This is a genomic window from Halopiger goleimassiliensis, assembly GCF_000455345.1.
Classification (GTDB): domain Archaea; phylum Halobacteriota; class Halobacteria; order Halobacteriales; family Natrialbaceae; genus Halopiger_A; species Halopiger_A goleimassiliensis.
In genome coordinates, this window is record NZ_HG315690.1 from 288,374 (window position 1) to 312,620 (window position 24,247).

Consider the following 24,247-nt stretch of genomic DNA (forward strand, 5'->3'; position numbering starts at 1 on the left):
GGCTGTAGTTCAAAACGTTACTCGAGAGACCCGACGTGGAGTCGGTACGCGCCCCGGATTTCGCCCTCGTCGTGGTACGCGACGGGTTCTTCGATCGCGGCGAGCGTTCCGTCCGCGACCGCCCCAGCGGTCGCCACGCCCTCGAGGTGAGCGACTCCACGCGGGCCGGACTCTCGATCGAACCGGCGGATCGCGTGCGTCTCCGGATCGCGGACGCGGAAGTTCTGCGCGCAGGGTGCGACGATCGTCCCGCCGGTCGTGGCGAGCGCGTGGACGAACCCCTCGAGCGCGTCCGTCCACACCAATTCGCCGTTTGCGTCGAACGTTGCAATGCGGTGTTCGTTCGGGTGGCGGTCCGCCGTCTCTCGGCTTTCCACCGCGTACGTGTTACCGGTGACGAACGTCACCCTGCCGTTCTCGGCAGCGACGTGATTCGGGTAGGCGTACAGCGTCTCGCCGTCGATTTCGGTCTCCACGGCCAGGTCGACACACCATCGTTCGGCACCCTTCCGACCGAGCAGATACCCCCGTTTGTCACCGTGACTCGCAACTGCAACGGCCTCGCCGTCGAACGCGACGTCGCCGACGCGTCTGTCGCCCTCGGTCCCCGGATCCCAGGTCCACGCGGGGTCGCCCGTCTCGGCCTCGAGCACCACGAGTCCGGTGTCGTGGTCGCCGAGACAGCGGTTGTATCCGACGCCCAGTCGGTCGCCGCGGTCGTCCACGTCGATCGCGATCGGCGAGGCGTCCGTCTCGTAGGTCCACCGGACGGTGCCGTCCACCTCGAACGCGTAGACAATGCTGTACCAGCGGCGGCTCTCGCCGTCGCGTTCGTACCGGCGGGCTGCGGCGTAGAGCGTCTCCCCATCCGTCTCGAGCGCGACGACGTACGGCAGGTGAAAGAGGCTCTCCGAGTCGGCCTCGCCGATATCGGCGACGGTATCGTACCGCCAGCGCCGCTCGCCGGTCGCGGCGTCGTACGTCGCGATCGATCCGGCGTCCCCGCGGCCGGCGACCACGATCTTCTCCGCGTTCTCCGCGCCCCCGTCCGCGAGCGTCGCGATGCCGACCGGGTGATCCGGATGCTCGACGGACCAGCGGGGCTCGAGCGACCCGACCTCGATGGCGGTGACGGTCCCGTCCCACGTACCGGCGAGGACGAGGTCGCCACCCTCGGCCACGGTAACCGCGGATCGCGTCCACATGTGGCGGCTACGGGCCGGATCGATCTCGCCGAGCGAAACCGATCGATACGCCGCCGTAGCAGCTGCAGCGCCGTCTCGTCGGTCCCCGCCGACGTCGTTCCGTCGATCGCCGTCCGTATCTGCTCCGGGCATCCTACTCCTCGACGGGGAACGTCTCGTGGAGCGTATCGTGGGCCTCGCCGAGTCCGTCGACGACGCTCGCGCCCTGCGCGTGGAGGCGATCGATCGCTCGTTCGGCGTTGCGGACCTCGAGCAGGCGTCCGCGCAGGTAGTCGTACTCGGGATCGTCGGAAGCCGTCGCGGCGACCTCCTCTTCGAGGTCGACCAACGCCGCATCGAGGTGGCGTCGCAGTTCCGAGAGGCTCTCGGCACGGGCCATTCCTTCGATCGGTCCCTCGAGGTGGCCCTCGAGTTCCGACTGTGCGTGTTCGCGGGTGCTCTCGTCCCCGACGCCGAGGACGTTCATCAGTCCGAGTCGTAGCGCTTCGATTTCGTGACAGCTCATGGGTTTCGTGGTTCGTGTTGGTGTTCGTCGAGTCGGTTTGCGGGCGATACGACGGTGATTCGCGGACGATTCGACTGAAGCTACAGCAGTTGGTCGACCAGATCGCTGACGATCCGATCGCGATCGAGGTGGTCGGCGACGATTCGTTCCGCGTCCTCCGGGTCGACGTCGCCGTACCAGACGCCGTCGGGGTAGACCGCGACCATCGGTCCGTCGCCACAGCGGCCGAGACAGGACGACCGCGTGATGCGGGCGTCGCAATGCTCGGAATCGCGGGCTTCCTGTCGTAGGCGCTCGAGGACGGCCGGCGACCCCATCCCGGCACAGGTCCGGTTCGTACAGACCGCGACGTGCTTTTCGGGCGCGTCGTGGCTGTGGGGGTCGTCGTCGACGTCCTCGCGATCGGCGTGGGCCTCCTGGTGGGCCAGCGCGCGCAACATCGCGCGAGCGCCGCCGACGTCCTCCTCGTAACCCTCGAGGCCGACCTTGTACTTGCACGTGTCACAGGACATCTCGACGCTGTCGGTTCGGGCCTCCTGCCAGCGATCCGCGAAGACGTCCAGCAGCCGCGAGTCGGTCCCGAGGGGGTCGCCGGCCAGCGCGTCGACGTAGGGGTACTCCTCGTCGAACTCCGCGGTCCAGTCCCGGACCCGCTGGGTGAGCACGCCGTCCCCGAGCATGTAGGGGAGAACGACGACCGCATCCGGGCGATGTTTCGCGAGGCCGTGAAGCGTCTCCTCGAGCGTCGGTTCCGTGACGCCCACGAACGTCGCCTCGACGCGATCGAACGCACGACCCTCGTAGAGCAACCGGGCCAGTTTGTGGACGTCAGCGTTGGCGTCCGGGTCGCTCGAGCCCCGCCCGCAGAGGACGACCGACACGTCCTCGGTCTCCCGGTCGACCCCGAGGTCGCGTTCGACGGCGTCGGCCCGATCGTCGAGCAGGTCGACGATCGCCGGATGGATGCCCAGCGGCCCGCCGTTGTCGATCACGAGGTCGTGTTCGGCGCGTGCCTGTTCGATCGCCAGCGGGACGTCGTTCTTGACGTGGCTCGCGGCGAACAGCGAGCAGTGGACGACGGTGACCCGCGATGCGATCGGTGCCAGTTCCGCGAACGCCTCCTCGATCGACGGCGTTGCGAGTTCGAGGAAGGCGGGCTGTGCGGGAACCCCGATCCGGGACTCGAGACCCGCCGCGAGCGTCCGAACCTGTTCGTTCGACTTCTCGCGGCGCGAGCCGTGGCCGACGACCAGGATGGCCTCGTCGTCGCCTCCCGGGGTCGGCGCGGCCGTCTCCGACTGGCTCATGGTCCCAGCGGCGTGCGGTCCTCGATTTCGGCCTGCTCGAGGCTTCGCTCGAGTTTCCGTCGACGACTCGGCGCGTACAGCCCGGTTCGCTCGCAGTCCTCGTACAGCCATCCCCCGAAGGCCGGTGCCGCCTCGTCGTCGACGCCGAACCAGAAGCCGCCGGAGGAGGTCGTGCCGAGGTCGCCGTATGGTGTCTCCACGGGGCAGGCTTCGAGTAACGTCTGGACGCGTTCGAGCAGGGCCCGCTCCTCGTGGACGAACGAGATGCCGACGGTCCCGCTGGAGGACTTGAAACAAACCGTGCCACAGCCCTCGAGGAGGCCACGCAGCAGTTCCCGCTCGTGGCTCGAGAAGGCCTCGAACCGGTAGTTGCCCCGGCCGTCGACGGGGAGTCCGAGGCGGCTGGTCCGACCGAGAAGGTCGTCCTCGTCGCCCGCAGCCGCCGTCACCGCGACCGTGTACTCGTCCTCGGTCCGCGTGATCGACGGATCGTGGGCGTACTCGTGGGTCGTCCTGTCGTGATCGACCTCGCCACCCGCAACGGCCGCGAGCACCTGCGCTGACGCCTCGTCGTTGGCGACGACCTCGAGACCGTCGTCGCTCACCGTTCCGCTGCCGGCGACGTGGCCCCAGAAGTACGCCGTCGCCGGATGGCCGGCGAGCGGATCGGTCGGGGCGTCGATCTCGAGCAGGCGGTCGCCCCCGTCGCTCGAATCACCTGGCGTTTCGGCGTCGCTCATTCGTCCACCTCCCGGACGACGATGGCGTCCGTCGGACAGGCCGCCGCGGCCTGCTGGGCCTCGTCGATGCGGTCGTCGTCGAACGTGGCGACGACCCGTTCGTCGGTGTCGGCGACCTGGCCCTCGCAGTCGTAGACTGGATCCGCGTCCGGATCGACCGTCGCGAGGCCGTCCTCGCCCTCGACAAAGCGCGGGTCGCGGGTCAGACAGGCGAAGATGCCGTCACAGGCCGCTTTCTCGATGGTGACTTCGTATCGTGGCATGGCTAGTAGTCGTACTTCGTCTCGTAGCCTCGGGGTGTGACCATCCGGTCGTCCCAGACGTAGGTGTCCTCGGTGCCGACGACGATCGTCGTCGTCATGTCGATGATCTCGCTCTCGCCTAAGTCCTCGAGTTCGGCGAGTTCGGTGATCATCACCTGCTCGTCCTCGCGACCGGCACCGTGGACGATGCCGACGGGCGTGTCGGGGTCCCGGTGCGTGAGGAGGATCTCGCAGGCCTTCTGGAAGTTCTCGCGGCGCTTGCGGCTCCACGGGTTGTAGATCGTGATCGCGAAGTTCTCGCTCGACACGGCGTGTAGGCGCGACTCGATCTCCGGCATCGGCACGAGGTGGTCCGACAGCGAGATCGAGACCGTGTCGTTCACGAGGGGAGCTCCGAGGCGGGCCGCACAGGACTGGGCCGCCGGAACACCGGGCACGACCTCGAAGTCGACCATCGAAGCCGTCGCCCCCTTCGACTCGAGGATCTCGAGGGCCAGTCCGGCCAGCGCGTAGACGTTGGGGTCGCCGCTGCCGACGATGGCGACGTCGTTGCCCGCCAGCGCCCGGTCGATCGACTCCTCCGTGCGGGAGACCTCGCCACACATCGGCGTGTCGTAGATGTCGTCGGCCTGCTCGGTGATCTCGTCCGGAATGAGTTCGATGTAGGTCGTGTAGCCGACGATGTGGTCGGCTTCGAGCAGGGCGTCCTTTGCGCGCTCGGTCATCCCCTCCGGATGGCCGGGTCCGAGGCCGACGGCGACCAGTCGGCCGGGATCGGCATCGAAGTCCTCGATCGTCGCGCCGACCTCCTTTTCGTTGCTGGAGTCGTCGTCGGAACTCGAGGCACCGCACTTCGACCCGCTCGAGGACGACGAACTCGAAGCGCCGCATTTGGAGCTACTCGAATCGTCGTTGGTCGAAGCGCCGCACTTTGAACCTGAACTCGAGTCAGCGCTGGAACTCGAGGGACCAGCTTCGGTTTCAGTTCCGGTGTCGCTCGAGGCCCCGCATTTGGATGAGCTCGAAGTCTCCGTTTCAGTGTCGGTCGATGCGCCACAGTTGGATGTCGATTCGCCGTCAGCGTCGGAGTCGATGTCCGTGCTCATGGTGATTCCAGTCACTCGTTAGAAGTCGTCGACGTCACGTCCGCCGCGCGGGGTGACGAGGTACGTTCGATCGTCGTTGCACCAGGTTTCGGTCTCGTGGTTGCCGATGATCAGCGAGGTGCCCATTCCCGACACCTTGTCGTCGTGGTCGGCGGCCTCGCCCAGCGTCGTGATGAAGTGGCTCTCGCCGTTGCGGCCGGCGTCCGCGCGGCCCGCGTCGTTGACGATCGCCACGTAGGCGTCGTCGGTCCGCTCCTCCCGGACGATCTCGACCGCCTGCTCGTAGTTGCGCCAGCAGTTGTAGAGGACGATCACGAAGTCGCTGATCGCGGCGGCGCGCAGCTTCTCCTCGATTTCGTCCCAGCCGCGCCACTTGTCCGACAGCGAGACCGTACAGAAGTCGTTACACAGCGGCGCGCCGACGTTCGCCGCGCCGCCCAGCGCCGCCGTCATGCCGGGGACGACCTCGATCGGCACGTCCGTCGCGTCGTCCTCCTCGGCCATCTTGAAGATGAGGTCGGACTTGCCGTAGACGGAGGGGTCGCCGCCCGAGACGTGAGCCACGTCTTTGCCCTCGCGGACGTAGTCGAACGCCGCGCGGGCGAGTTCGATCTGTCGCCCCATCGTCGAGCGAACGATCTCCTGCTCGAAGCCATCGTCTCGGGTGGCGATCCCGTCCTCGTCGGTTCGTTCCTCCGGTGGAATCGTTCCGTCGGCCCGCAGGAACTCCTGATAGAGGCTCGAAGCGATGACCACGTCCGCGGACTCGATGACCCGCTTGGCTTTCACCGTCATGTGATCCGGGAGGCCGGGACCGATACCAACGACGTACAGCGTGCCACGGCCCTGCTCAGTCACGCCCGAATCACCCGATCCGATCGAACGGTTTGTCGTCTCTGGTGCACGTGTAGCACAACCACTGCGTTCCAATAAAACAATTACGCTTGTGCTAAGTCAAGTGTACTTTTACAGCGTCGTTGATCGTTTTCGGTCCGCTGCCGTCGTGAGTGGTAGCGATTCGAAACACCGGACGTCGGAGAAGCGATGGCCTGAATGCTCTTTCCGGAGCGGTCGGGCCGGTCGCCACCGACAGAATGCGAACTGTAATCAGATCGGACTCCGAATCGAAACCAGAGTTTCCACATGATCGACAGGCGGTCGGTTACCGCTCTCGCGACTGTCGGTTTCCTGTCGGCGGTAGCAGGCTGTTTCTCGAGGAGCGGCGACGAGACTCCGGCATCGAGCGACAGCGACGACGAGGGAGCAACCGCGACGAACGGGGACGACGAGACGGACGAGTCGACGTATAGCGACGTTCGACGGGACGCGGCGGAAACGTTCGAAACGTGGCGAGACCACCGCTTCGAGCTAACGGTCGACGACCGTCGGGGAGACGAGAGGGTGTACCATCACCTCGAGGGACGGTTCTCCGTCGCGCAACCCGACGGCGACGCCGCGTACGAGCGCCGGATCGACGGTGATCGCGTTCGGGACCGAACGTACGAGTTCACCGCCGGCGACGGGACGCTCTTCCTTCGAGTGGGCGAGGACTCGGTCGAACTCGAGGACGTAACGGAAGCGGATCTCGGCCGGACGTTCGAGATCGAACTGGCGGACAGAACCGAGTGGACGTACGAGTCCGTCCGGAACGAACTCGAAGAACTGCTGCGGGCCGAGGTCGAAGACATAGTCGTTCGCGATCGTGGGAGTCGGGGCGACGAGACCCTGGCCACGATCTACGAGCTAGCACTCGACCCGAGCGACGACCTCATCGCCCGATATCTCACGAAAACCGTTCAGCAAACGATAGGCACGGATCCCGTCGAGATCGACGCAGGGGACCTCCGCGACGCGACCACCGACGTCGAGTTCCGGTTCGGCGTCGATCCCGAAACCGGTGACGTGACGTTCGTCGATCCGGCACTGCGGATCGATACGGACGCCGCAGCGATGACGATCGAGTACGTCCTGCGACCGGAGCTGACGGATCACTAGCGCGGCATCGGAACAGACGGAGTCGGCACCAGCACGGTTTCGACGGAAATCGGTCGAACGAACCGGAGTCGGCACTAGCACGGTTCCGGACGAAACCCCGTCGAACAAATCGGAGTCGGAACCGTCTAGGGCAGTGGTTCCACCGTTAGCGGCCGATCGCCACCGTCACCTCGTCCTCGTAGCTCATCTTCTCGAGAACCAGTTCCCCCTCGCGGCCGCCTGCGATCGCCGACGCCTCGGAGACGCCGGGCCAGCCGATCAGTTCCTTGGACTTCGAGGGCGTCGGCCCCTCGTGATCGAGCAGGGTCTCCTTGTCGAAGGTGACGACGCCCAGATCGAGTTCCTGGGCCGCCTCGAGCAGTCCCTCCTCGTCTTCCTTCCGGGTCGCGGTGCCGACGAACTCCACGTCCTCGAAATCGTAGTCGGTTCGCTCGAGGGCTTCCTCCCACGCGGCGAGGAAGGCGTCCTTGCTGGCCCCCGAAACGCTACCCGTCCCGAGGACGACGCCGTCGTCTTTGTTGCGCTTGAGGACGGTCACGTCGTCGCCGACCAGCACGGCTTTCGGGCCGTCGAGTCGGGCAACTGGCCCGAGATCGTCGTCGAGAACGGCGAGATTCGTCTTCACCGTGGAGTCGCCGTTGACGACGTGGGCGTCCATCGCCTTCGCCTTGGACTCGACGCCCTGCTTGCCGGCGGCCTCCGAGGCCGTTGTCATCGCCGGTACGGCCCCCATCGTCGCCAGGTCCTGGGCGACCTGGTTGGCCCCGTGGTGGCCGCCGGTGATCGGGATCGCCCACGTCAACTCCTCGTCGACGACGCAGATGGCAGGGTCATCCCACTTGTCGTCGAGCAGGTGAGCCGTCTTCCGCATGGCGATTCCCGAAGCCATGAGACCGACGAAGCAGTCGTACTCGCCCCAGTGCTCCTCGAAGACGTCACCGTGGTACTCGACGATATCGATCGTTTCGTAGCGATCCTCGAGTTCCGCCTCGATCTCCTCGGCGGTCTCCATCTTGCGCTCGAAAGCGACGATCGCGATCTCCTCCGCGACCTCGCCGTCGCTGTCCGGCGTCGCACAGTGGCCGCCGTCCTCGTCCGTTCCTGAACTCATCGGATCCCTCCGTGACGATTTGGTCTCGCGCTCACGAGGTATACCGACTCGCTCATCCCTAATACAACCTACGTTTCCCATATACAATGATAGTTGATCTTCGGTCGAGACCGGAGCGAAGCGATTACACCGGCTAGTTCACGGTACTCCGTCCTGGGAATAGAACGTCGAAACGGACTGCGGTCCGAACCCCCAGAGTCGCAGAACGACCGTCGACCGTTCGGTTGCCGCGTTCGTACGACTTCGTCGGCTACGGCGATCCGGGTCGAATCCGAACGTCGATACCGTCGGGATCGACGACCACGAAGCCGTCGTCCGCCTCCCGTAGTGGACGCTCGCGTTCCCGCAACCGCTCCCGGAGCGCCTCGACGGCTCGCCCCTCGGGTACGACGAGTTCGAACCAGGAGAGCCCCCGACCGTCGGCGGGGTTCGTTCGCCGGTTCCACGTGTTCGCCCCGATGTGATGGTGGTAGCCGCCGGCCGAGACGAACGTCGCACCCGGGACGGTCGCCTGCACGTCGAACCCGAGCGTCTCGACGTAGAACGTTTCGAACGCCTCCAACGAGGTCACCTCGAGGTGAACGTGTCCGATTGTCGTCCCTGGTAGTGCCGACGACTCGCCCGTCGCTGCCGCTTCGAGGGCTTCGAGATCCAGCGGGTCGGTCGCCATGCGAATCCGCCCGTCGTCGGTTCTGGGCCACTCCTCGCGCGGGTAATCGCGGTAGATCTCCACGCCGTTTCCGTCCGGATCGGTGAGATAGAGGGCTTCGCTTACCCGGTGATCGGACGCCCCCTCGAGGTGCCAGCGATCCCGAATCCGACCGAGTGCATCGCCCAGCGCCGCCCGCGTTGGCATCCTGAAGGCGACGTGATAGAGTCCGGCAGCCTCTCGACCCCGTCGAGATTCGTTCCCGTCGTCCTCCAGGACGAGACGCGACGCGTCGTCGACGCCGAGCGTCACCCTCGACGCCGTCCGATTCAGTACTTCGAGGCCGACGACGTCCCTGTAGAACTCGAGTTCCGCTTCGACGTCCGAGACGCGAAGTGCCGTTCGCCCGATCCGCGTGCCGTCAGGGAGCGTCTCCATAGCCGTCGTTGAACCCGGACGACGATATAGCTCTGCGTACGGTTCGTCGGCCGGGCACTCGAAACGAGGGCTCGATCGGACCGGTCACTCGAGGAGACACTCCGCCGAATCGGAGGGTGCGTCCGGTCCAACGGCTTCCCACGTCGGCGAACAGATCGGCTCGTCGTCGCCGTCGGCCACGCTGTCGGCGGCGGCTGCGACCGGTCCCCCTTTGGGCATGATGAGTCCCGGCACGATTACGACCACGTCCGATCCCGTCTCGAAGTCGACGGCCTCGTTGCGGCCAGCCTGAACCGTCGAACCGTCGGGCAGTTCGACCTCCACGGGACGCTCCTCGGCGAGGTAGGTCAACCGGTCGCTGTCGGCCGGATCGCCCACCGTCGAACTCACCTCGAGGCGGGCGTACTCCCCGTTGACGGTGACGTTCCAGACGTTGAGCGTGGCGTACCAGCTATTGGGAAACGGGGCGACCTCGAACCCGGGCCACTCGAACTGTTGTTCCGTTTGGATCGACAGCGGATCGTGCTGGAAGTCAGTCGGAACGTCGGTATCCAGGACAGTCGCGTTGGCCGGTCGGACGGCCGCGCTCACGTTTCGGTCGACCGCCGACGCCGACAGGTAGGTCGGTGCGCCGGACACCTCGTAGTGGGCGTCGTCGAGCACCGGCGAGCCGCGGAGTTGCTCGGGATCGGGATCGAAATCGGCGTTGGCGAAGCCTTGCACGAAATCCAGGACCTCGTTCAGGCCGTCGATCGCACCATCGGTTTTGTTGTCGATCTCGTCGTTTACCGATCCCAGATAGCCGCTGTATTCGTCGCCGAACAGGTCCAGCCAGTAGTAAAGCCGGTCGAAGTAGGCCCGCCTGACCTGTTGTTTCGCCTTCTCCTCCGGCGTTTCGTACGGCCCGCCGTCGACGAGCTGTGGCTCTATCGCGTCCTTGATGTGTTCTTTGACCCGCTCTGGCGGGCTGTCGTCTTCGTCGACCGCGTCGCTGAGTTTCATGTGGTAGGGATCCTCCTCCCAGGCGTCGTCGAACGCCTCGTGGACGTCCTCGAGTTCGTCGTCCAGCGACTCGAGGAGGTCGTCTTTCGCGTCGTCCGGGAGGACCTCGTCCGCCGAGATCGTCCCGGCGTTCGACGGCCCGATGCTGGTGGCCGCCGTCTCGAGCGAACTCGGCTCCGCGCTCTCGAGTGCCGACTCGAGGCTACTCGCGATCTCGTCGGCCGCGTCGTCGTAGTTGTCGACGGTCGTCAACGCGAGGAGTGCGGTCTCGAATCCCGGACGGAACGTGGCGTTCTCGTGGCTCCCGTAATCAGTTGCGATCGGCGCGGTATCGACTTCGAACTCGTCCGGACGAACGAAGTAGCGGCCGCCGTCGTCGATTCCGTACTCGCTCTCGATCGTGCTGTTGACCGACACCTCGATGGGACCGGTGGCCGATCTGATCGTGGTATTGGGACTCGTGACGTTCTTGTCGATCGCTTCGAACTCGTGGGTCGTCGTCACGTTTACCGTCGCGTTCGCCTCGAGGTGGTGGATCGGGCGAGTGTACTCGTCGCCGTCCGGCATAGGGTCGTGACTGACGGATTCGATCGTCACGTTGTCGACGACCTCCGCGACCAACTCGCCGTCGTCCTCGTAACCAGGAGGTGTCTCCGGAGTCGGTGGCGTCCCGGCGTTAGAGTCCGTGACGATCGAGACGCCGAGTTCGTAGAGGTCGTCGCTGATGTCGGCCAGATCCCTGTTGTACGAGTCGCCGCCGTGATCGAAGTCGTCGACGTCGACGTCTTCCTCGACGGTTCCACCGGCGTCCTCGACGTCGCCCTGGATGGCGTCCGCTTGCTCCTGGAGGTACGCGACCGGGTCGGTCGCTTCCGAGAGTTGATACTCGTAGTACGTCGCCTGTGCGAACTCCGTGACCGGAACTTCGATCTCCTGGTCCGCGACGTCCATGCTCTCGATGCCGTCCTGGATCAGTTCGGACATCGGCGGCACCTCGGGAAGTTCGCCCGTCGCCTGGTCGCCGAAGATCCACTCGTTGTACAACCCGTCGTCCTCACAGAGTTCCTGCTGAAAGTCCGTGTCCTCGTCCACCGGGACGGAGGCGTTGCCCGCTTCGTCGTCGAATTCACCGCCCTCGACGGACTCCGCCTGCTCCTCGAGACCGTCCGTGAACGTGTTGTTGCCGTCGGGGACGACGTCGCCTCCCTCTCCGCCGAGGTCGACGTCGCTGATCGTCGTCGCGAGGTCGAGACTCATACAGAGGTACTGTGGTCGCATCGTCCGGTCGGCGTACGGATCGCGCGTACCGAAGACGTCCTCCTGGACGGCGAAGATGGCGTGGTTTGCGAGTACCTCCGTGTGATCGATGCCGAGTATCTCCTCGAAGGACTGATCGTCGGACGTCAGGGTCGGTTCGCCGAACCGGTTCCAGGTCGCCTTCATGTAGGCGATCGGGTAGAGCCGACCCGCCAGTTCCTGCCCGAGCCCGTCGAGGCTGGTCGGATCCGGTAACCCATCGAACTCGGCGAAGTCCCTGTTGAGTTCGCTCTCGTACTCCTGACGCTTCTCGTTCAACTCGAACACCGGCGTCCCCACCTGCGTACTGACCGAACGCGTCTCCATCGGCACGTCCTCGCGGCCGACCTCGGCGTCGAACTCCACCCCGTGCAGGGTCACGTCGACGATTCCCTCCTCGAGCCCGTCGTCGAAGTAACCGACCTCCAGATCGACCAGTTCGATGGCCCGACTCGGTGACAGTGCGCCCGATTCGGTCTCGTTAGAGACCGATTGCAGCGAGACCGACGAGCGAGCCTCGGGGCCAGCGGTCTGTCCCGCCCTGGGGAGCCGATCGACCGCTTCGACGTAGATCAGCAATTTCACGTAGTTCTCGAACGCCTCGGTCTGGTCGTCCGTCTCCACGATAGCAGGCACGGTACTGTTGTCGGTCGTGTTGATCGGTGCAGCGCCGGCCTGGTGGGTCGCCTCTAGCACTGCCGATCGAAGTTCGCTCTGTGCTGCGACTTCGGTACGATCCAGCAGGCGGTCCGCGTCGTGGTCGACCGTCGGCTCCGATCGTTGCTCGAGGACGGCGACGACGCCGATGCTCGAGACGAGCAACAGAACCGCGATCATCGCGAACGGCACGTGGCCGCGGTCTCCGATCGTAATCGATCCCTCCCGTCGTGAGCGATTGCGTCGTGACATTAGCCCCAGGTCTGGACGGTGATGTCGATCGTCTCCGGTTCGATACATTCCGAAATGGTCTCGGCGAGTGCGTCCGCCTCCGCTGGATCGAGCTCCTCGCCGAACGACTCGTAGGTCGACTGGATCTGCTCGCCGGCCGAACTGTTGCGCAGATCGTCGGCGACGACGGCCGTCAGCCCGTCGTCGCCCGGTGAACCACTCAGCAGGTCGTTTGCGTCCGCTGCGTTCGGCTTCGTCCCGGTAATCTCGTCCTCGACGTCGACGCCGACGGCGTCGGCGACCTGTCGGTAGTTGTACAACGTCACTGCGTTCTCCGTCAGCGACGATTCGAGGGTGTACTGCGTCCGTTCGGGCGGGAAGTACCCCTCGAGGATGGCGTCGGCGACGTGTTCGGCGATCAGGTCGAACCCGTCCTCGACGCCCCCCTCGAACGAGTTCTGGTCGAAATCGTCGACCAGCGCGTCCGGATCGGGTGCCGGAACGTTCGACGATATCGTCGTCGTCGCACTCGAGACGTCCGCGGTCGACGGCGGTCGCGTTCCCGCGGTCGCCGTGCCGTTGATCCCGGCCCCGTCGTACGGTTCCCAGGTGGCGACGGCGTAGACGTGGCCCTCGCTGCCGACGAGTCGATCGCCGATCGCGGCCTCGACCGATCGTTCGACCTCGTCGCCATAGGCGAACAGCCCTGCCCCCTCGATCTGGAGGTTCGACCGTGCGGCCTCGCCGAGTAGATCGGTCGCAGCGCCGTACGTGGTGACGTTGTACAGCTCACTGACGTTCTCGGGTTCGAGATTCTCGGGGAGGTCGTAGTTGTCGATCTCCGTGGCGGCGTGGCCCGACTCGTTGGACGCGTTGAGGTCGTAGGTGATCGTCACCGTCGACCCCGAGAGGGTTTCCAGGGCCTGGTCGCCGCGATCGCCCTCGATCGACCGGTCACCGTCGTGGAGGTAGACGCCGATCAGCGTCACGGTCGCACTGACGATCAACAACGCCAGGCAGACGTCGACCACGGTCGAAATCGCCCGGTCGCGACCTACCATACTTCCACCCGGAGCGTGCCGGAGCGAACGTCGGCCTCGTTCTCGAGGGCGACCGGGATCGACCGCGTCGCGACGCTGGCGTCCTCGGGGGTCCCTTCCGCCGCGAGGTACTGGTTGAACTCGAGCACGTCGCTGGGATCCGTCTCGTTGGTGTACCCGGACGGGAATCCCGCTGCATCGACCTGTCGGTACTCGCCGCCGTCGACTGCCGTGACCGTCACGTAGACGGACGAACCGGCCGGAAGCGTGTCGCCCTCGATGCGATAGACGAGTGGATCGAAGCCGTCCGAGGCGTGAAAGATCCCGTCGTCCGCGATATCGTCCCAGACGCGGTCGATCGTCTCGTCGGCCGTCGTCGCCTCGCTGAACCCGGGCAACAGCGGCTGGGTCGCCGCCGCATACAGCCCGAGCGCGATGGCGAATATCGAGACGGCCAGCATCGCCGCGAGCGGCTCCGTCTGGCCCCTAGACCGTGACGAGCGTGACATAGTGAACACCTCCTCGATCGTCGTGCCAGTGAGGATCGTCGAACGAACCGACGGAGAGGTCGGGACCACAGACCTCGATCCACTCGCCGGCGTCGTCGGCGCTGATGGGGGCGGAACACGAACCGAAGTCGGCCCCGGTTGCCTCGACGACGAGATCGTAGGTGCCGGCCCACACCTCGACCTCGTCCGCGTCGGTGTCGGTCACGTCGTCGAGATCCCCTTCCACGAGCGTGATCTCGTGGTGCGGGCTGGCGCTGAGGTTCGCGATCGGTTCGGTCACCTCGTCGTACGGCTCGACGTCCGGTTCGTCGTCGCAGTAGTCGTCCGAGAGAAAGCAGAGGGCCGAGGTATAGATGAACTCGAACCAGCCGTCCGGATCGTCGACGTCGAGTTCGTCCGTCAGCGTCGTTCCGTAGACGGTGACGTTCGTCCCGTTCTCGGGACTGCCGTGCGGTCTGAGTTCGACGGTGCCGGGAATCGCGAACGATTCGTCCTCGAGATCGTCGTCTCCCTCCTCGAGGTCGTCCGCGAACGCCTCGTTGTTCGAGACCTTGACCTCGAGTCCGACGGTCGGATCGGGTTCGACGGCGACAGTGCGGGCGACGAGTTCGCCGTCGGCGACGAGTTCCGACCCGCTGTACTGTTCGTCGGCGGCGTCGACGAGGGAGAAAAACGTCGCTTTCGCGTCCGTGTGCGGATCGGCGAGTTCGTCGGCGAACTCCGCCTCGAACGGCGTCCCGTAGGTGAGGTTCTCGAGGCGGTCGTAGCCGTTGACGGGGACGACCGTGCCGAAGGCGAAACTCGCGTGAGCCGTTCCGTGTTCGTTTTCCATCGTGATCGTCCGCCGATCGATGGTCACGGTTTCCGCGTCGTGTTCGTAGGTCGACCCGCTGGAATATTCGGTGGCGGTCGCACCTTCGATGGCGTTTGCGGCCTGCTGGGCGTCCGGCGGCGGGGCCGACGGCAGGCCCAGGACGATTCCGGCCAGTGCGACGGTGATGATCACCACCGCCACGTAGACGTACCAGGCGTCGACCGGTGCCTCGAAATCCATACCGGGTCTGCCGCGTAACCGTATTTAAACAACCGGAAAACCTGAATGAGACAAGACGTCTCTTCGACGTACCAAGGGTTCGTGCAGTACACGTGCGGACAGCGCGTGACCGTCCGCTATTACTCCCGATCGGCGGAGACTCGAGTATCGACCCGGTCAGTCCTCGTCGAACCCGAACGTTCGCCGTAACTCCCGTTCGATCCCGTCGACGAGAGCCGTCAGGGCCTCGTCGAACTGCTCGTGGTCGGAGACGGCACCGACCCGCTGCTCGACGTCGTCGGGGAGTTCCACGCGGAACTCGCCGTGGTCGGCTCCCGAACTCTTCCCGCTCGTCTCGTCCGCGGACCGTGGCTCCGCGCTGGCCTCGTAGAACGGTTCGCTCTCGGCGAGGACCTGTCGATCGATCGCCTTCAGCACTCGCGAATCGTACTCCCCGTGGAGTTGCTGGTAGGCCCGCGAGTACGCCGCCTCGAGTTCCTCGAAGTAGTAGACGTACTTGTCCTCGAACTTCTCGGGGTCGAACTCGGTGGGTCCGTCGCTCATAGCAGTCGCTGCGGGAGCGAGCCGGTAAACGGTTGGGAACCGGACCGGGAACGCGTCGACCGGAACGGGGACCCCGACTCGAGCGATGCCCGCAGGCTTACGGTCCTCACGCGCCTAGGGCCGGCGATGAGCGTCACCGTCCGCTACACCTGTCCCCACTGCAACGCCGTCGTCAGTCTCGAGCGGCCGCCGGATCTGGCCGACCGCTCGGTCACGACGGTCCCCCAACCGGGGTGGGAGTATGCGGAGCCCGACGATCCGGACCGCGAGTCGGCCGACGGGATCGAGTTCCTCTGCGGCGAGGACGGGCCCGTCACCGATCTCGAGGGCGACCCCGTGGAGGGCTGCGGCCGGCCGTTCTACCTGAACTTCGTACGCTACGAACAGGGGATCGAACTCGAGCCCGATCCGCCGACCTACGGCGGGCCGCGGTTCGATTTCAACGCGTAGGGTCCGGCCGACGGTTCGGCGTCTGCCGAAATCGATGAATCAAGGGCGAAGCGAAGACCGACGGAACTCCCCTCTCGGAAAAAGATAATTACACTGCCACATCAGAACGACGTATGGGTGAGACGTACTCGCTGAGGTGCCTGTTCTTCGTCGACGGCGTTGAGAACAACCCGGCGTTCGTCCGCCGGACCGTCGAATCACTTCGAGCGAACGGCTTCGAGACGACTTCTGACTCCAAGGACCGCGACGAGACGATAGGGCGGTATGTGGTCGGCGGTGAGACGAAAACCGATACTGACGCCACGCTCGACGAGGTCACCAGCGAGATCGCCGACAGCGGCAGCGGGACGATCGAGAGCCGGATCGACGACTTCCGCGTGGAGATCCGATTCGATCTCGATGGCGAGACGAACAATCCGTTGACGCTCCACGGACCGAGAAAAGCCGCGTTCGAAGAGTACGACGTTCCTCGAGACGTGGCCCGTGATCGTGCGGATCGGCTCGCCGACGCGATCGCCGATCTCGCGGGCGAGATCGACCCGTGGTTCTGCGTCGCGTGGTTCCCCTACCCGTACAAGGACGTTCACCCGGTTCCAGTAGCGGGAAAGCCGCCGGAGAGCGGGCTCGAGACGCTGGGATGGGTGACGGTGTTCGGCGAGCCGTTCCACGAGCGGTTCGGCGGTCGCGACAGACTGCTCGAGGCACCCGCGTGGAACGTTCGAGACCTCGATACCGGGGCTGTCGTTCTCCGCGAGGCAGCGGTACCGGATGCCGGCCGTAACGATGTGGATCTCGGTCCCGCTCCGTCGACTGACGAGTACCTCTTCGAGGGGGAGTCCCTCGCAGACCTGCGGGCCGAGATCGAACGCCAGCGGAGTACGTACGTCGATCCGTTCCGCGACCTCGAGGACGGCGAACTGGCGAGCGACGTAGTGGTGTGTGAGACACACGCCCCCTTCGCGTTCGAGGGAATAGATTACGCGACATTCCCCGATGATCTCGACAGGGACGACCGGTGTCACGTGCTGTGCGTCCGCCGCGACGGTGATGCGCTCTGGGCGGCGAACAACGACGAATTTATCCGCCGACTCGTCGACACCGACGGCAAACCGATCGGTGACCGTCCCGACGGTGTCTCGTCGGATCGGGAGTTCATTTCGCTGCTGGTGGCGACCGCGTACGACGACGACACGTCGCTGGATCTGTACCGCATGGACGGTCCCGACGATCCGAGCGTTATCGGTGGTCTCCTCGGCAGCGAACGCGTTCCCGAGGGGGAGAGCGTCTGGCAGGATAGAGACGAGCCAGTCACGCGTGAGTGATCGCCGGATCCAGGCTCCGACCGAACTCTCGAGTCGAACACAACCCTTTTCGACGCCCGGAAGTAGCTAGTGACATGGACGAAGACGCCGTTCGCGACCGCCTCCGGACGGTCGAGGACCCCGAACTCGGCGACGACATCGTGTCGCTCGGACTCGTCAACGAGATCACCGTCGACGACGAGTCCGTCGCGGTCGATCTCGCGCTCGGAGCGCCCTACTCGCCCACCGAATCGGACATCGCCGCCGCGGTCCGCGAGGCGCTCGCGGACGCCGGCCTCGAGGTCGACCTGTCGGCGACCGTGCCGGACCGGGACGACCTCGCGAGCGAGGAACAGGTGCTGCCGAACGTGAAGAACGTCATCGCCGTCGCGTCGGGCAAGGGCGGCGTCGGCAAATCGACGCTCGCGGTGAACCTCGCGGCCGGACTCGCGGATCTGGGTGCGCGCGTCGGCCTGTTCGACGCCGACGTCTACGGGCCGAACGTGCCGCGGATGGTCGACGCGGACGAACCGCCCCAGGCAACTGAGGACGAAACGCTCGTTCCTCCCGAAAAGTACGGCGTGAAGCTGATGAGCATGGCCTTCCTCACGGGGGAAGACGATCCAGTCATCTGGCGCGGCCCGATGGTTCACAAGGTGATCACCCAACTGACGGAGGACGTCGAGTGGGGCCACCTCGATTACCTCGTCGTCGACCTCCCGCCGGGCACCGGCGACACCCAACTCACGATGCTCCAGACGATGCCGGTCACGGGCGCGGTCATCGTCACGACGCCCCAGGACGTTGCCCTGGACGATGCCCGGAAGGGCCTGGAGATGTTCGCCAAACACGACACAGTCGTCCTGGGCATCGCCGAGAACATGTCGACGTTCGTCTGTCCCGACTGCGGGAACGACCACGACATCTTCGGCTCCGGCGGCGGCGAACGGTTCGCCGACACCCACGAGATGCCGTTTCTCGGCTCGATCCCGCTCGACCCGGCAGTCCGTGAGGGCGGAGACGGCGGCGAACCGACCGTCCTCGCGGACGAGGGGACGACCGGCGAGGCGTTCCGGACGATCACCGAGAACGTCGCCAACAACACCGGCATCGTCCACCGCCGGGCCGTCGCACAGAGTCGTGGAACCGAAGCGACCTCGAGCGGACGGTGATACAATGAGCGAGGAGACGGATACCCGATTCGAGCCGGATCCCGAACGCGTCGCCCTGCTCCGGGAGGTCGCCGACGAGATCCGAGACGAGTCCAGCGAGAGCAAACAACTCGCGAACGTGCTCTACCGGACGAGCGACCTCTACGATCCGGACGAGGACACCTCGCCCGAAGAGATCGTCCGCAACGTCAAGTTCATCCTCGAGGTCAACGAACGCGGCGGTCTCGACCGGTAATCGGCCGGTCGGTGTGCTTCTCGCCGACGCGACCGAGTAGGGTTCGCAGTCGCGGTACTTTTGGGTCACACGCTCGAGATGCGAGTGTGGACGCAAATCAGCGAACCCGGGCCAACCCCTACAACATGGACGAGACGTGCCGGAACTGTCCGGCCCTCCGTGAGACGCGTACGCAGGTGGTACACGGCTACGGGGACGTCGGCGCGGACTTCCTGTTCGTGGGCGAGCGGCCGACGCCCACCGCGGACGCGACGGGGGTCCCGTTCGTCCGCGAGGAGTCGACGCAGGGGACGAGTCTCCGCCGAATCCTCGAGCGCCTCGGGCTCTGCGACGCGACGTCACCTGCCGACGAACCGGCCCTCGAGAACGTCTACCTGACCCACCTCACGCGGTGTCGCCACCCCGAGCGGCCGCCGGCCGACGAGGAGGTCGCGAACTGCGAGCCGTATCTCGAGGCCGAGATCAGGATGATCAACCCGGAGATCCTGATTCCGGTCGGCGAGCGGGCGCTCGCGGAACTCGGAACGGAGTACACGACGACGCCGGTCGAGGAACTCGCGTTGCCGGCGACCCACGCTTCGCGGATCAGGGGCCGCGGGTTCGAACTGGTCCCGATGATCGAACCGGCCGAGCAGACCGACGAACAAACCCAGACGTGGGTCGAGACCTTCGCGGAGCTCCTGGCGACGGATTACAGACAGACGAAGGGGCGGCGAGAACGCTGACTTACCAGTAGGGGTTCTGCATCCACCGACGGGAGCGTGCGCCCAGGACGCTCAACGCACCGACGACGAGGACGGTCAGAACGATCGCGGCGAGCGTCGGGGTGAGCAGCTCGCCGGCCGACTCGAGCAGGTAGCTCGAGACGAAGCTGTAGATACCGATGGCGGCGAGGACGGCGATGCTCACGACGCCGACCAGGCCGAGTAGGGTGAGGGTGCGATTTTCCATACGGGACACGTCTCAGCGAATCACTATAATTCATGTGCGTTGCGATCGGCGCATCCGCCGCTGCGCGATCGGTGGCGCTCGGTCTGCGAGCCCGAAAGCGTCGCGTTCAAGGCTCGAGCGAGCGTACCTACGGACATGATCGTGGTCGTCCCGGTCGATCCACCCCGGCAGGACCTCGTCCTGTCGTCGCTCGTCGCGGAGTCGTCGCTCGATCCAGCTACGGCCGTCGACTGCTACGAGGCCGCAGTGACGGACGTCCTGCGTGCCGTCGCCGACAGCGGCGGCGACCTCCTGGTCAACTACCGCGACGCGGAGACGCTCCCGGACGACGTCGCGGACGGCGATCCGGAGGCCGAGGTGCGCGACCTCGCGGCGGCCGCCCTCGAGGACGTCGACGACGTACGATTCGAACGGCAAGTGGGATCGAGCCGATCGGGTCGCGTCGGCAACACGGTGACGCACCTGCTGGAACGCGAGGACGCCGACTCGGTCGCGGTGCTCGAGCCGACGGCTCCGCTCGTCGGCCGCTCCGAGATCGACAGCACCGCGATGGCGTTGCGCCGCCACGACGTGGTCCTCGGGCCGTCCTCGGCCGGCGAAACCTACCTCGGGGCGTTCACCGAACCGATCGACTTCACCGACGCGTACGCGTCGCCGTCGCTCGCGACGCTCGCCCGTCGGATCGGCGACGCCGGACTCGACCTCGGCTTCGCGCCACGGGTGCCGACGATCGAGAGCGAATCCGGACTCCGGGCGACGATCGCCGCGCTCGAGGCCCGATCGGTCGCCCAGCGACCAGGTGGTGACGCGACGGCGGCCGTCGTCGACCGGCACGGACTGGGTCTCGAGGGTGATGGCCCGCTCGAGTGGTGACCGGAGACCGATAACCCTTTTTGAGCGGCCGGGGTAGACGGAGGCGAGGTGGGGTAGCGAAGCGGCCCAACGCGCCTGCCTTGAGAGCAGGTGGCTGTCAAGCCTCATGGGTTCGAATCCCATCCCCACCGTTGCTATCGCGAACAAATCCGTGAGCGACAGCAAAGTCGGTGGGATTCGAATGAGGCCAGTCGCGCGCAGCGAAGCGAGCACGTCTGGGCGTAGTTCGAATCCCATCCCCACCGCTTCTGCGACGAGCGATACGCGAGGAGCGAAGCGTGGACGATGGGATTTGACGAGAGCAACCCAGGGTGTTCGATCCGCTTCTCCCTGGCGTTTCTGCCCAGTAGTCGAGACCGATCGGGCCGATCCCTCTCGGTGCTCCTCTCGAGGTCGGTAACACGTACGGGTGCTCGAGCCTCGGGAGCCGCTTCCCGCCAGCGCCTCCGTGACAACGACCGGCGTACGACCGCGAGCGGAGCGTACGCCGGCGATTCGAACTCGAGCCGGTGACGACACCTATCCCCGACATACTGGAAAAGATTTAATATGTTCTGTCAGGCTTGCTTTACACGAGATGGCGTTCGACAAGATGCGTATCTGGCTGCTCTTCGCAGTCGTCGGCGGAGTGGGAATCGGCTTCACAGCGGGCGTGATGGACCTCGGTGACAGCGGCGGGGTGATCGCGCTGGGGTTCGGTCTGCTGGTCGGGGCGGTGACCTACTGGTACTACCGCAAGATGAAACAAACTGGCGAGGTCGACGAACGATACATGCAGATCCAGGGGCGGGCCGCGATGTGGACCCAGTCGTTTTTCTTCGTCGGCCTCGGGGTGCTGGCGATCGTCCTCGTCTTCACCGACGTTGCGCTGCCGGTCGGGATGATCCTCATCGGGATGATCTTCGCCGGTATCGCCATCGACGAACTCTGTATCGAACTGTACCGACGCCGAATGTGAGACGCAGGGCCGAACGATGGAAAACAACCTGAAAGTCTGGCGGGCAAAGGAAGACCTCACGCAGGCCGAACTGGCCGAGGAGGTCGGCGTCTCGAGACAGACGATCAACGCGATCGAGGTCGGGCGGTACGACCCCAGCCTCGAGTTAGCGTTCAAACTGGCGAACCGCTTCGACTGTGCGATCGAGGACATCTTCGAGTACGATCCGGAAACGGGGGACGACTCCTGAAAAACGATGACCACGAACGCTACCGCGACTACTGACACGAACGGTCGACGTATCGCTACTCGAATCGGTATCGCCGTGGCGCTGATCGCCGTCGCCTACGTCGCCGGCAACCTCGTGGTGTACGGCGTCTTCGTCGGGGCCGGGGACGCGCTCGGTCCCGGCGGCGCGTTGCTGGTTCAGCTACTCGGTCTGCAAGCGACGTTCGCCCTGATTGGCGTGGCGTTTCTCCGGGGCGTCGTCGGCCGAGACTTCGTTCCGATCACGCGACCGACGCGCTCTGACGTGGCGATCGCCGCCGCGGCGATCGGTGCCACGCTCGTCCTGGCCGCGCTCCACGCGCTCGGAATCCGGCTGACGACGCTCGAGGCGGCCGGTACGGTGCCGATACCGGCCGAGATCGATCCGGGCGCGGTTCTCGTGGTCTTCGCCGCGGCGATCCTCGTGCCGTCGGTCGTCGAGGAACTGCTCTTCCGGGGCATCGTCCAGCGGTACGTGAGCGAGGTCTCCTCGATCGGGGTCGGAATCGCCGTCGCCACGGTGTTGTTCGTTCCCGTCCACGGGGCCGGTATCATCGCGACCGCGCCGACTGCCGTCGCCGGACTGGCCGTCGCGGGACTGCTCGCGACCGTCTCGATCGTGATCGGGTTCAGCTACGCCAGGACGGACAATTTCGTCGTGCCGATTCTCGTCCACGCCGGCTACAACGGGTTGAGCGGGATCGTGACGGAGTTGATCTACGCGCTCCCCCTGTAATCCATCCGCGGTGACGACACTCACGGGCCGATATCGGTGCGGCGGGACTCGAGCCCATCGAACCGCCTCGTCAGCACGGTGGTGGCATCTCCCACCCGGATACCTATGTATCACGCGTGACGAGTACAGCGTATGAACGACGTCGTCGGACCGGCGGCACCCGTGGGCCGGTCGGCCCACCGCGGAACGGAGCCGCGAACGGAGGCGACTCCGATCTCGCGTTCGACGGATGTATCGCGACGCGACTCGATCGCTGATCGTCGTACCCGAACGAGACTACGCCGAGCCGAACGCCGACGACGGAGGGAGCGACGGGGATGGTAGACCTGTTCGTCTCCGGCCTGCGACTGTTCGGGGCCTTCCTGCTTGTCTTCCTGAACGGCTTCTTCGTCGCCGCGGAGTTCGCCTACGTCCGCGTGCGGGCCTCGGCCGTCGAGCAACTGGCCGCCGAGGGCCGGACCGGCGCGGGCATCTTACAGGAGGCAACGGACAACCTCGACGACTACCTCGCGGTGACGCAACTGGGGATCACCCTCGCCTCGCTGGGGCTCGGCTGGCTCGGCGAACCCGCCGTCGCGGCGCTGCTCGAGCCCGTACTCGCGCCGATCCTCCCCGAGAGCCTGTTGCATCTCGTGGCCTTCGCGCTCGGCTTCGGCTTCATCACGTTCCTGCACGTCGTCTTCGGGGAGCTCGCGCCGAAGACGATCTCCATCGCACAGGCCGAACGCGTCGCGTTGCTGGTCTCGCCGCCGATGAAGCTCTGCTACTACCTCTTCATCCCCGGCATCGTCGTCTTCAACGGAACGGCCAACGCCTTCACCCGGATGATCGGCATCCCGCCGGCCTCCGAGACGGACGAGACGCTCTCGGAGGAGGAGCTTCGAACCGTCCTCTCCCGGTCGGGCAGCGAGGGGGAGATCGACGCCGAGGAGGTGGAGATGATCGAGCAGGTCTTCGAACTCGACGATACGACCGTCCAGAACGTGATGGTCCCCCGTCCCGACGTCGTCACCGTCCCGGGCGACCGGTCGCTCGCGGCGCTGCGCGAACTCATCCTCGAGGAAGGCCACACCCGGTATCCGGTACTCGACGCCGACGAGGACGATCAGGTAGTCGGCTTCGTCGACGCCAAGGACGTGCTGCGGGCCGGCGAGTCGGCGGACGACCTCGAGGCCGTGACGGTCGAGGCGGTCGCCCGCGAGATGCCGATCGTTCCGGAGACGACATCCGTCGTCGACCTCTTGGAGCAGTTCCAGGGCGAACGTGCCCAGATGGCCGCCGTGATCGACGAGTGGGGCGTCTTCGAGGGGATCGTGACCGTCGAGGACGTCGTCGAGGTCGTCGTCGGCGACCTCCGCGACGAGTTCGACGCTGACGAGCCGTCGATCGACCGCAAAGACGACGGCACGTACGTCGTCGACGGCGGCGTCACCGTCTCTGCCGTCAACGAGCGACTGGACGCCGACCTCGAGAGCGAGGGGTTCGGGACGATCGGCGGTCTCGTCCTCGATCGGCTGGGTCGCGCACCCGAGGTCGGTGATCGGATCACCGTCGACGACTACGCGCTCGAGGTCGTCGCCGTCGACGGGGCCCGCGTCTCCTCGCTGGTCGTCCGGGAATCCTCGCGGTCGGAGGGTTCGCAGACCGAGGAATCGCTCGAGTAGCACTCCAGAG

26 protein-coding genes and 1 tRNA gene are annotated in these 24,247 nt (G+C 65.7%); 12 read left to right on the forward strand and 15 right to left on the reverse strand.

Annotated features, from left to right (window positions below; translation table 11 throughout):
* Nucleotides 1-17 precede the first annotated feature (17 nt).
* The 7 genes from TX79_RS01485 to TX79_RS01515 form a co-directional block, all read right to left on the reverse strand.
* Nucleotides 18-1,337: an outer membrane protein assembly factor BamB family protein gene (locus TX79_RS01485; protein ID WP_081655456.1), complete on the reverse strand. Its 1,320-nt coding sequence runs from the start codon at nucleotides 1,335-1,337 to the stop codon at nucleotides 18-20.
* A gap of 1 nt (nucleotide 1,338) precedes the next feature.
* Nucleotides 1,339-1,710, reverse strand: a complete 372-nt coding sequence (locus TX79_RS01490) for a DUF3209 family protein (RefSeq protein ID WP_049925302.1) — start codon at nucleotides 1,708-1,710, stop codon at nucleotides 1,339-1,341.
* 80 nt (nucleotides 1,711-1,790) lie between these two features.
* Nucleotides 1,791-3,017 (reverse strand): CbiX/SirB N-terminal domain-containing protein, encoded by a 1,227-nt coding sequence (locus TX79_RS01495; RefSeq protein WP_049925303.1) that lies wholly within the window; start codon nucleotides 3,015-3,017, stop codon nucleotides 1,791-1,793.
* A complete protein-coding gene (locus TX79_RS01500) occupies nucleotides 3,014-3,757 on the reverse strand; it encodes a hypothetical protein (RefSeq protein ID WP_049925304.1) in 744 nt (247 codons plus the stop codon). Before TX79_RS01500 ends, TX79_RS01495 begins: the two co-directional genes overlap by 4 nt.
* Nucleotides 3,754-4,020 (reverse strand): ferredoxin, encoded by a 267-nt coding sequence (locus tag TX79_RS01505; protein ID WP_049925306.1) that lies wholly within the window; start codon nucleotides 4,018-4,020, stop codon nucleotides 3,754-3,756. The genes TX79_RS01500 and TX79_RS01505 overlap by 4 nt, the downstream gene beginning before the upstream one ends.
* 2 nt (nucleotides 4,021-4,022) lie before the next feature.
* Nucleotides 4,023-5,126, reverse strand: a complete 1,104-nt coding sequence (gene cobJ, locus TX79_RS01510) for a precorrin-3B C(17)-methyltransferase (protein WP_049925307.1) — start codon at nucleotides 5,124-5,126, stop codon at nucleotides 4,023-4,025.
* An 18-nt stretch (nucleotides 5,127-5,144) separates the two neighbouring features.
* Nucleotides 5,145-5,984 (reverse strand): precorrin-3B C(17)-methyltransferase, encoded by an 840-nt coding sequence (locus TX79_RS01515; protein WP_230198523.1) that lies wholly within the window; start codon nucleotides 5,982-5,984, stop codon nucleotides 5,145-5,147.
* 285 nt (nucleotides 5,985-6,269) lie between these two features.
* Here TX79_RS01515 and TX79_RS01520 point away from each other — a divergent pair, with 285 nt between their 5' ends.
* Nucleotides 6,270-7,121 carry a hypothetical protein gene (locus TX79_RS01520; protein WP_049925309.1) on the forward strand — a complete coding sequence of 284 codons (852 nt, stop codon included), beginning with the start codon at nucleotides 6,270-6,272 and terminating at the stop codon, nucleotides 7,119-7,121.
* Nucleotides 7,122-7,266: 145 nt separating this feature from the next.
* Here TX79_RS01520 and cbiG read toward each other — a convergent pair whose 3' ends face one another.
* The 7 genes from cbiG to TX79_RS01555 all read right to left on the reverse strand — a co-directional run bounded on the left by cbiG (nucleotide 7,267) and on the right by TX79_RS01555 (nucleotide 15,651).
* Nucleotides 7,267-8,232 (reverse strand): cobalt-precorrin 5A hydrolase, encoded by a 966-nt coding sequence (gene cbiG / locus TX79_RS01525; RefSeq protein ID WP_049925310.1) that lies wholly within the window; start codon nucleotides 8,230-8,232, stop codon nucleotides 7,267-7,269.
* 250 nt (nucleotides 8,233-8,482) lie between these two features.
* Nucleotides 8,483-9,319 (reverse strand): VOC family protein, encoded by an 837-nt coding sequence (locus TX79_RS01530; protein ID WP_049925311.1) that lies wholly within the window; start codon nucleotides 9,317-9,319, stop codon nucleotides 8,483-8,485.
* An 84-nt stretch (nucleotides 9,320-9,403) separates the two neighbouring features.
* The gene (locus TX79_RS01535; protein WP_049925313.1) at nucleotides 9,404-12,526 is read right to left on the reverse strand and encodes a DUF7286 family protein; all 3,123 of its coding nucleotides are present in this window, start codon (nucleotides 12,524-12,526) and stop codon (nucleotides 9,404-9,406) included.
* Nucleotides 12,526-13,566, reverse strand: coding sequence for a DUF7284 family protein (locus TX79_RS01540; protein WP_049925314.1), 1,041 nt, complete (start codon nucleotides 13,564-13,566; stop codon nucleotides 12,526-12,528). The genes TX79_RS01535 and TX79_RS01540 overlap by 1 nt, the downstream gene beginning before the upstream one ends.
* Nucleotides 13,560-14,054 (reverse strand): DUF7285 family protein, encoded by a 495-nt coding sequence (locus TX79_RS01545; RefSeq protein ID WP_049925316.1) that lies wholly within the window; start codon nucleotides 14,052-14,054, stop codon nucleotides 13,560-13,562. Before TX79_RS01545 ends, TX79_RS01540 begins: the two co-directional genes overlap by 7 nt.
* Nucleotides 14,032-15,108: a DUF7283 family protein gene (locus TX79_RS01550; RefSeq protein WP_049925318.1), complete on the reverse strand. Its 1,077-nt coding sequence runs from the start codon at nucleotides 15,106-15,108 to the stop codon at nucleotides 14,032-14,034. Before TX79_RS01550 ends, TX79_RS01545 begins: the two co-directional genes overlap by 23 nt.
* A 156-nt stretch (nucleotides 15,109-15,264) precedes the next feature.
* Complete coding sequence (locus TX79_RS01555) at nucleotides 15,265-15,651, reverse strand: DUF5783 family protein (RefSeq protein ID WP_049925319.1); 387 nt, start codon at nucleotides 15,649-15,651, stop codon at nucleotides 15,265-15,267.
* Between the two features lie 126 nt (nucleotides 15,652-15,777).
* On the opposite strand from TX79_RS01555, the gene TX79_RS01560 reads away from it, so the two are divergent.
* The 5 genes from TX79_RS01560 to TX79_RS01580 all read left to right on the forward strand — a co-directional run bounded on the left by TX79_RS01560 (nucleotide 15,778) and on the right by TX79_RS01580 (nucleotide 19,534).
* Nucleotides 15,778-16,101 (forward strand): hypothetical protein, encoded by a 324-nt coding sequence (locus tag TX79_RS01560; protein WP_049925321.1) that lies wholly within the window; start codon nucleotides 15,778-15,780, stop codon nucleotides 16,099-16,101.
* 113 nt (nucleotides 16,102-16,214) lie between these two features.
* Nucleotides 16,215-17,423, forward strand: a complete 1,209-nt coding sequence (locus TX79_RS01565) for a hypothetical protein (protein WP_049925322.1) — start codon at nucleotides 16,215-16,217, stop codon at nucleotides 17,421-17,423.
* 74 nt (nucleotides 17,424-17,497) lie between these two features.
* Nucleotides 17,498-18,574 (forward strand): Mrp/NBP35 family ATP-binding protein, encoded by a 1,077-nt coding sequence (locus TX79_RS01570; RefSeq protein ID WP_049925323.1) that lies wholly within the window; start codon nucleotides 17,498-17,500, stop codon nucleotides 18,572-18,574.
* A 4-nt stretch (nucleotides 18,575-18,578) separates the two neighbouring features.
* Nucleotides 18,579-18,809 carry a hypothetical protein gene (locus TX79_RS01575; RefSeq protein WP_049925324.1) on the forward strand — a complete coding sequence of 77 codons (231 nt, stop codon included), beginning with the start codon at nucleotides 18,579-18,581 and terminating at the stop codon, nucleotides 18,807-18,809.
* A gap of 86 nt (nucleotides 18,810-18,895) precedes the next feature.
* Nucleotides 18,896-19,534, forward strand: a complete 639-nt coding sequence (locus TX79_RS01580; RefSeq protein WP_195892437.1) for a uracil-DNA glycosylase — start codon at nucleotides 18,896-18,898, stop codon at nucleotides 19,532-19,534.
* A 1-nt stretch (nucleotide 19,535) separates the two neighbouring features.
* Here TX79_RS01580 and TX79_RS01585 read toward each other — a convergent pair whose 3' ends face one another.
* Nucleotides 19,536-19,760, reverse strand: coding sequence for a hypothetical protein (locus TX79_RS01585; RefSeq protein WP_049925326.1), 225 nt, complete (start codon nucleotides 19,758-19,760; stop codon nucleotides 19,536-19,538).
* A 135-nt stretch (nucleotides 19,761-19,895) separates the two neighbouring features.
* On the opposite strand from TX79_RS01585, the gene TX79_RS01590 reads away from it, so the two are divergent.
* The 6 genes from TX79_RS01590 to TX79_RS01615 all read left to right on the forward strand — a co-directional run bounded on the left by TX79_RS01590 (nucleotide 19,896) and on the right by TX79_RS01615 (nucleotide 24,237).
* Nucleotides 19,896-20,633 (forward strand): hypothetical protein, encoded by a 738-nt coding sequence (locus tag TX79_RS01590; protein ID WP_049925327.1) that lies wholly within the window; start codon nucleotides 19,896-19,898, stop codon nucleotides 20,631-20,633.
* A gap of 47 nt (nucleotides 20,634-20,680) precedes the next feature.
* A tRNA-Ser gene (locus tag TX79_RS01595) sits at nucleotides 20,681-20,764 on the forward strand.
* A 446-nt stretch (nucleotides 20,765-21,210) separates the two neighbouring features.
* Complete coding sequence (locus TX79_RS01600) at nucleotides 21,211-21,591, forward strand: DUF2178 domain-containing protein (RefSeq protein ID WP_049925328.1); 381 nt, start codon at nucleotides 21,211-21,213, stop codon at nucleotides 21,589-21,591.
* 16 nt (nucleotides 21,592-21,607) lie between these two features.
* Nucleotides 21,608-21,820, forward strand: coding sequence for a helix-turn-helix transcriptional regulator (locus tag TX79_RS01605; protein WP_049925329.1), 213 nt, complete (start codon nucleotides 21,608-21,610; stop codon nucleotides 21,818-21,820).
* A gap of 75 nt (nucleotides 21,821-21,895) precedes the next feature.
* Nucleotides 21,896-22,573: a CPBP family intramembrane glutamic endopeptidase gene (locus TX79_RS01610; protein WP_195892438.1), complete on the forward strand. Its 678-nt coding sequence runs from the start codon at nucleotides 21,896-21,898 to the stop codon at nucleotides 22,571-22,573.
* A 317-nt stretch (nucleotides 22,574-22,890) separates the two neighbouring features.
* Nucleotides 22,891-24,237: a hemolysin family protein gene (locus TX79_RS01615; RefSeq protein ID WP_049925331.1), complete on the forward strand. Its 1,347-nt coding sequence runs from the start codon at nucleotides 22,891-22,893 to the stop codon at nucleotides 24,235-24,237.
* The last annotated feature ends 10 nt before the right edge of the window (nucleotides 24,238-24,247 follow it).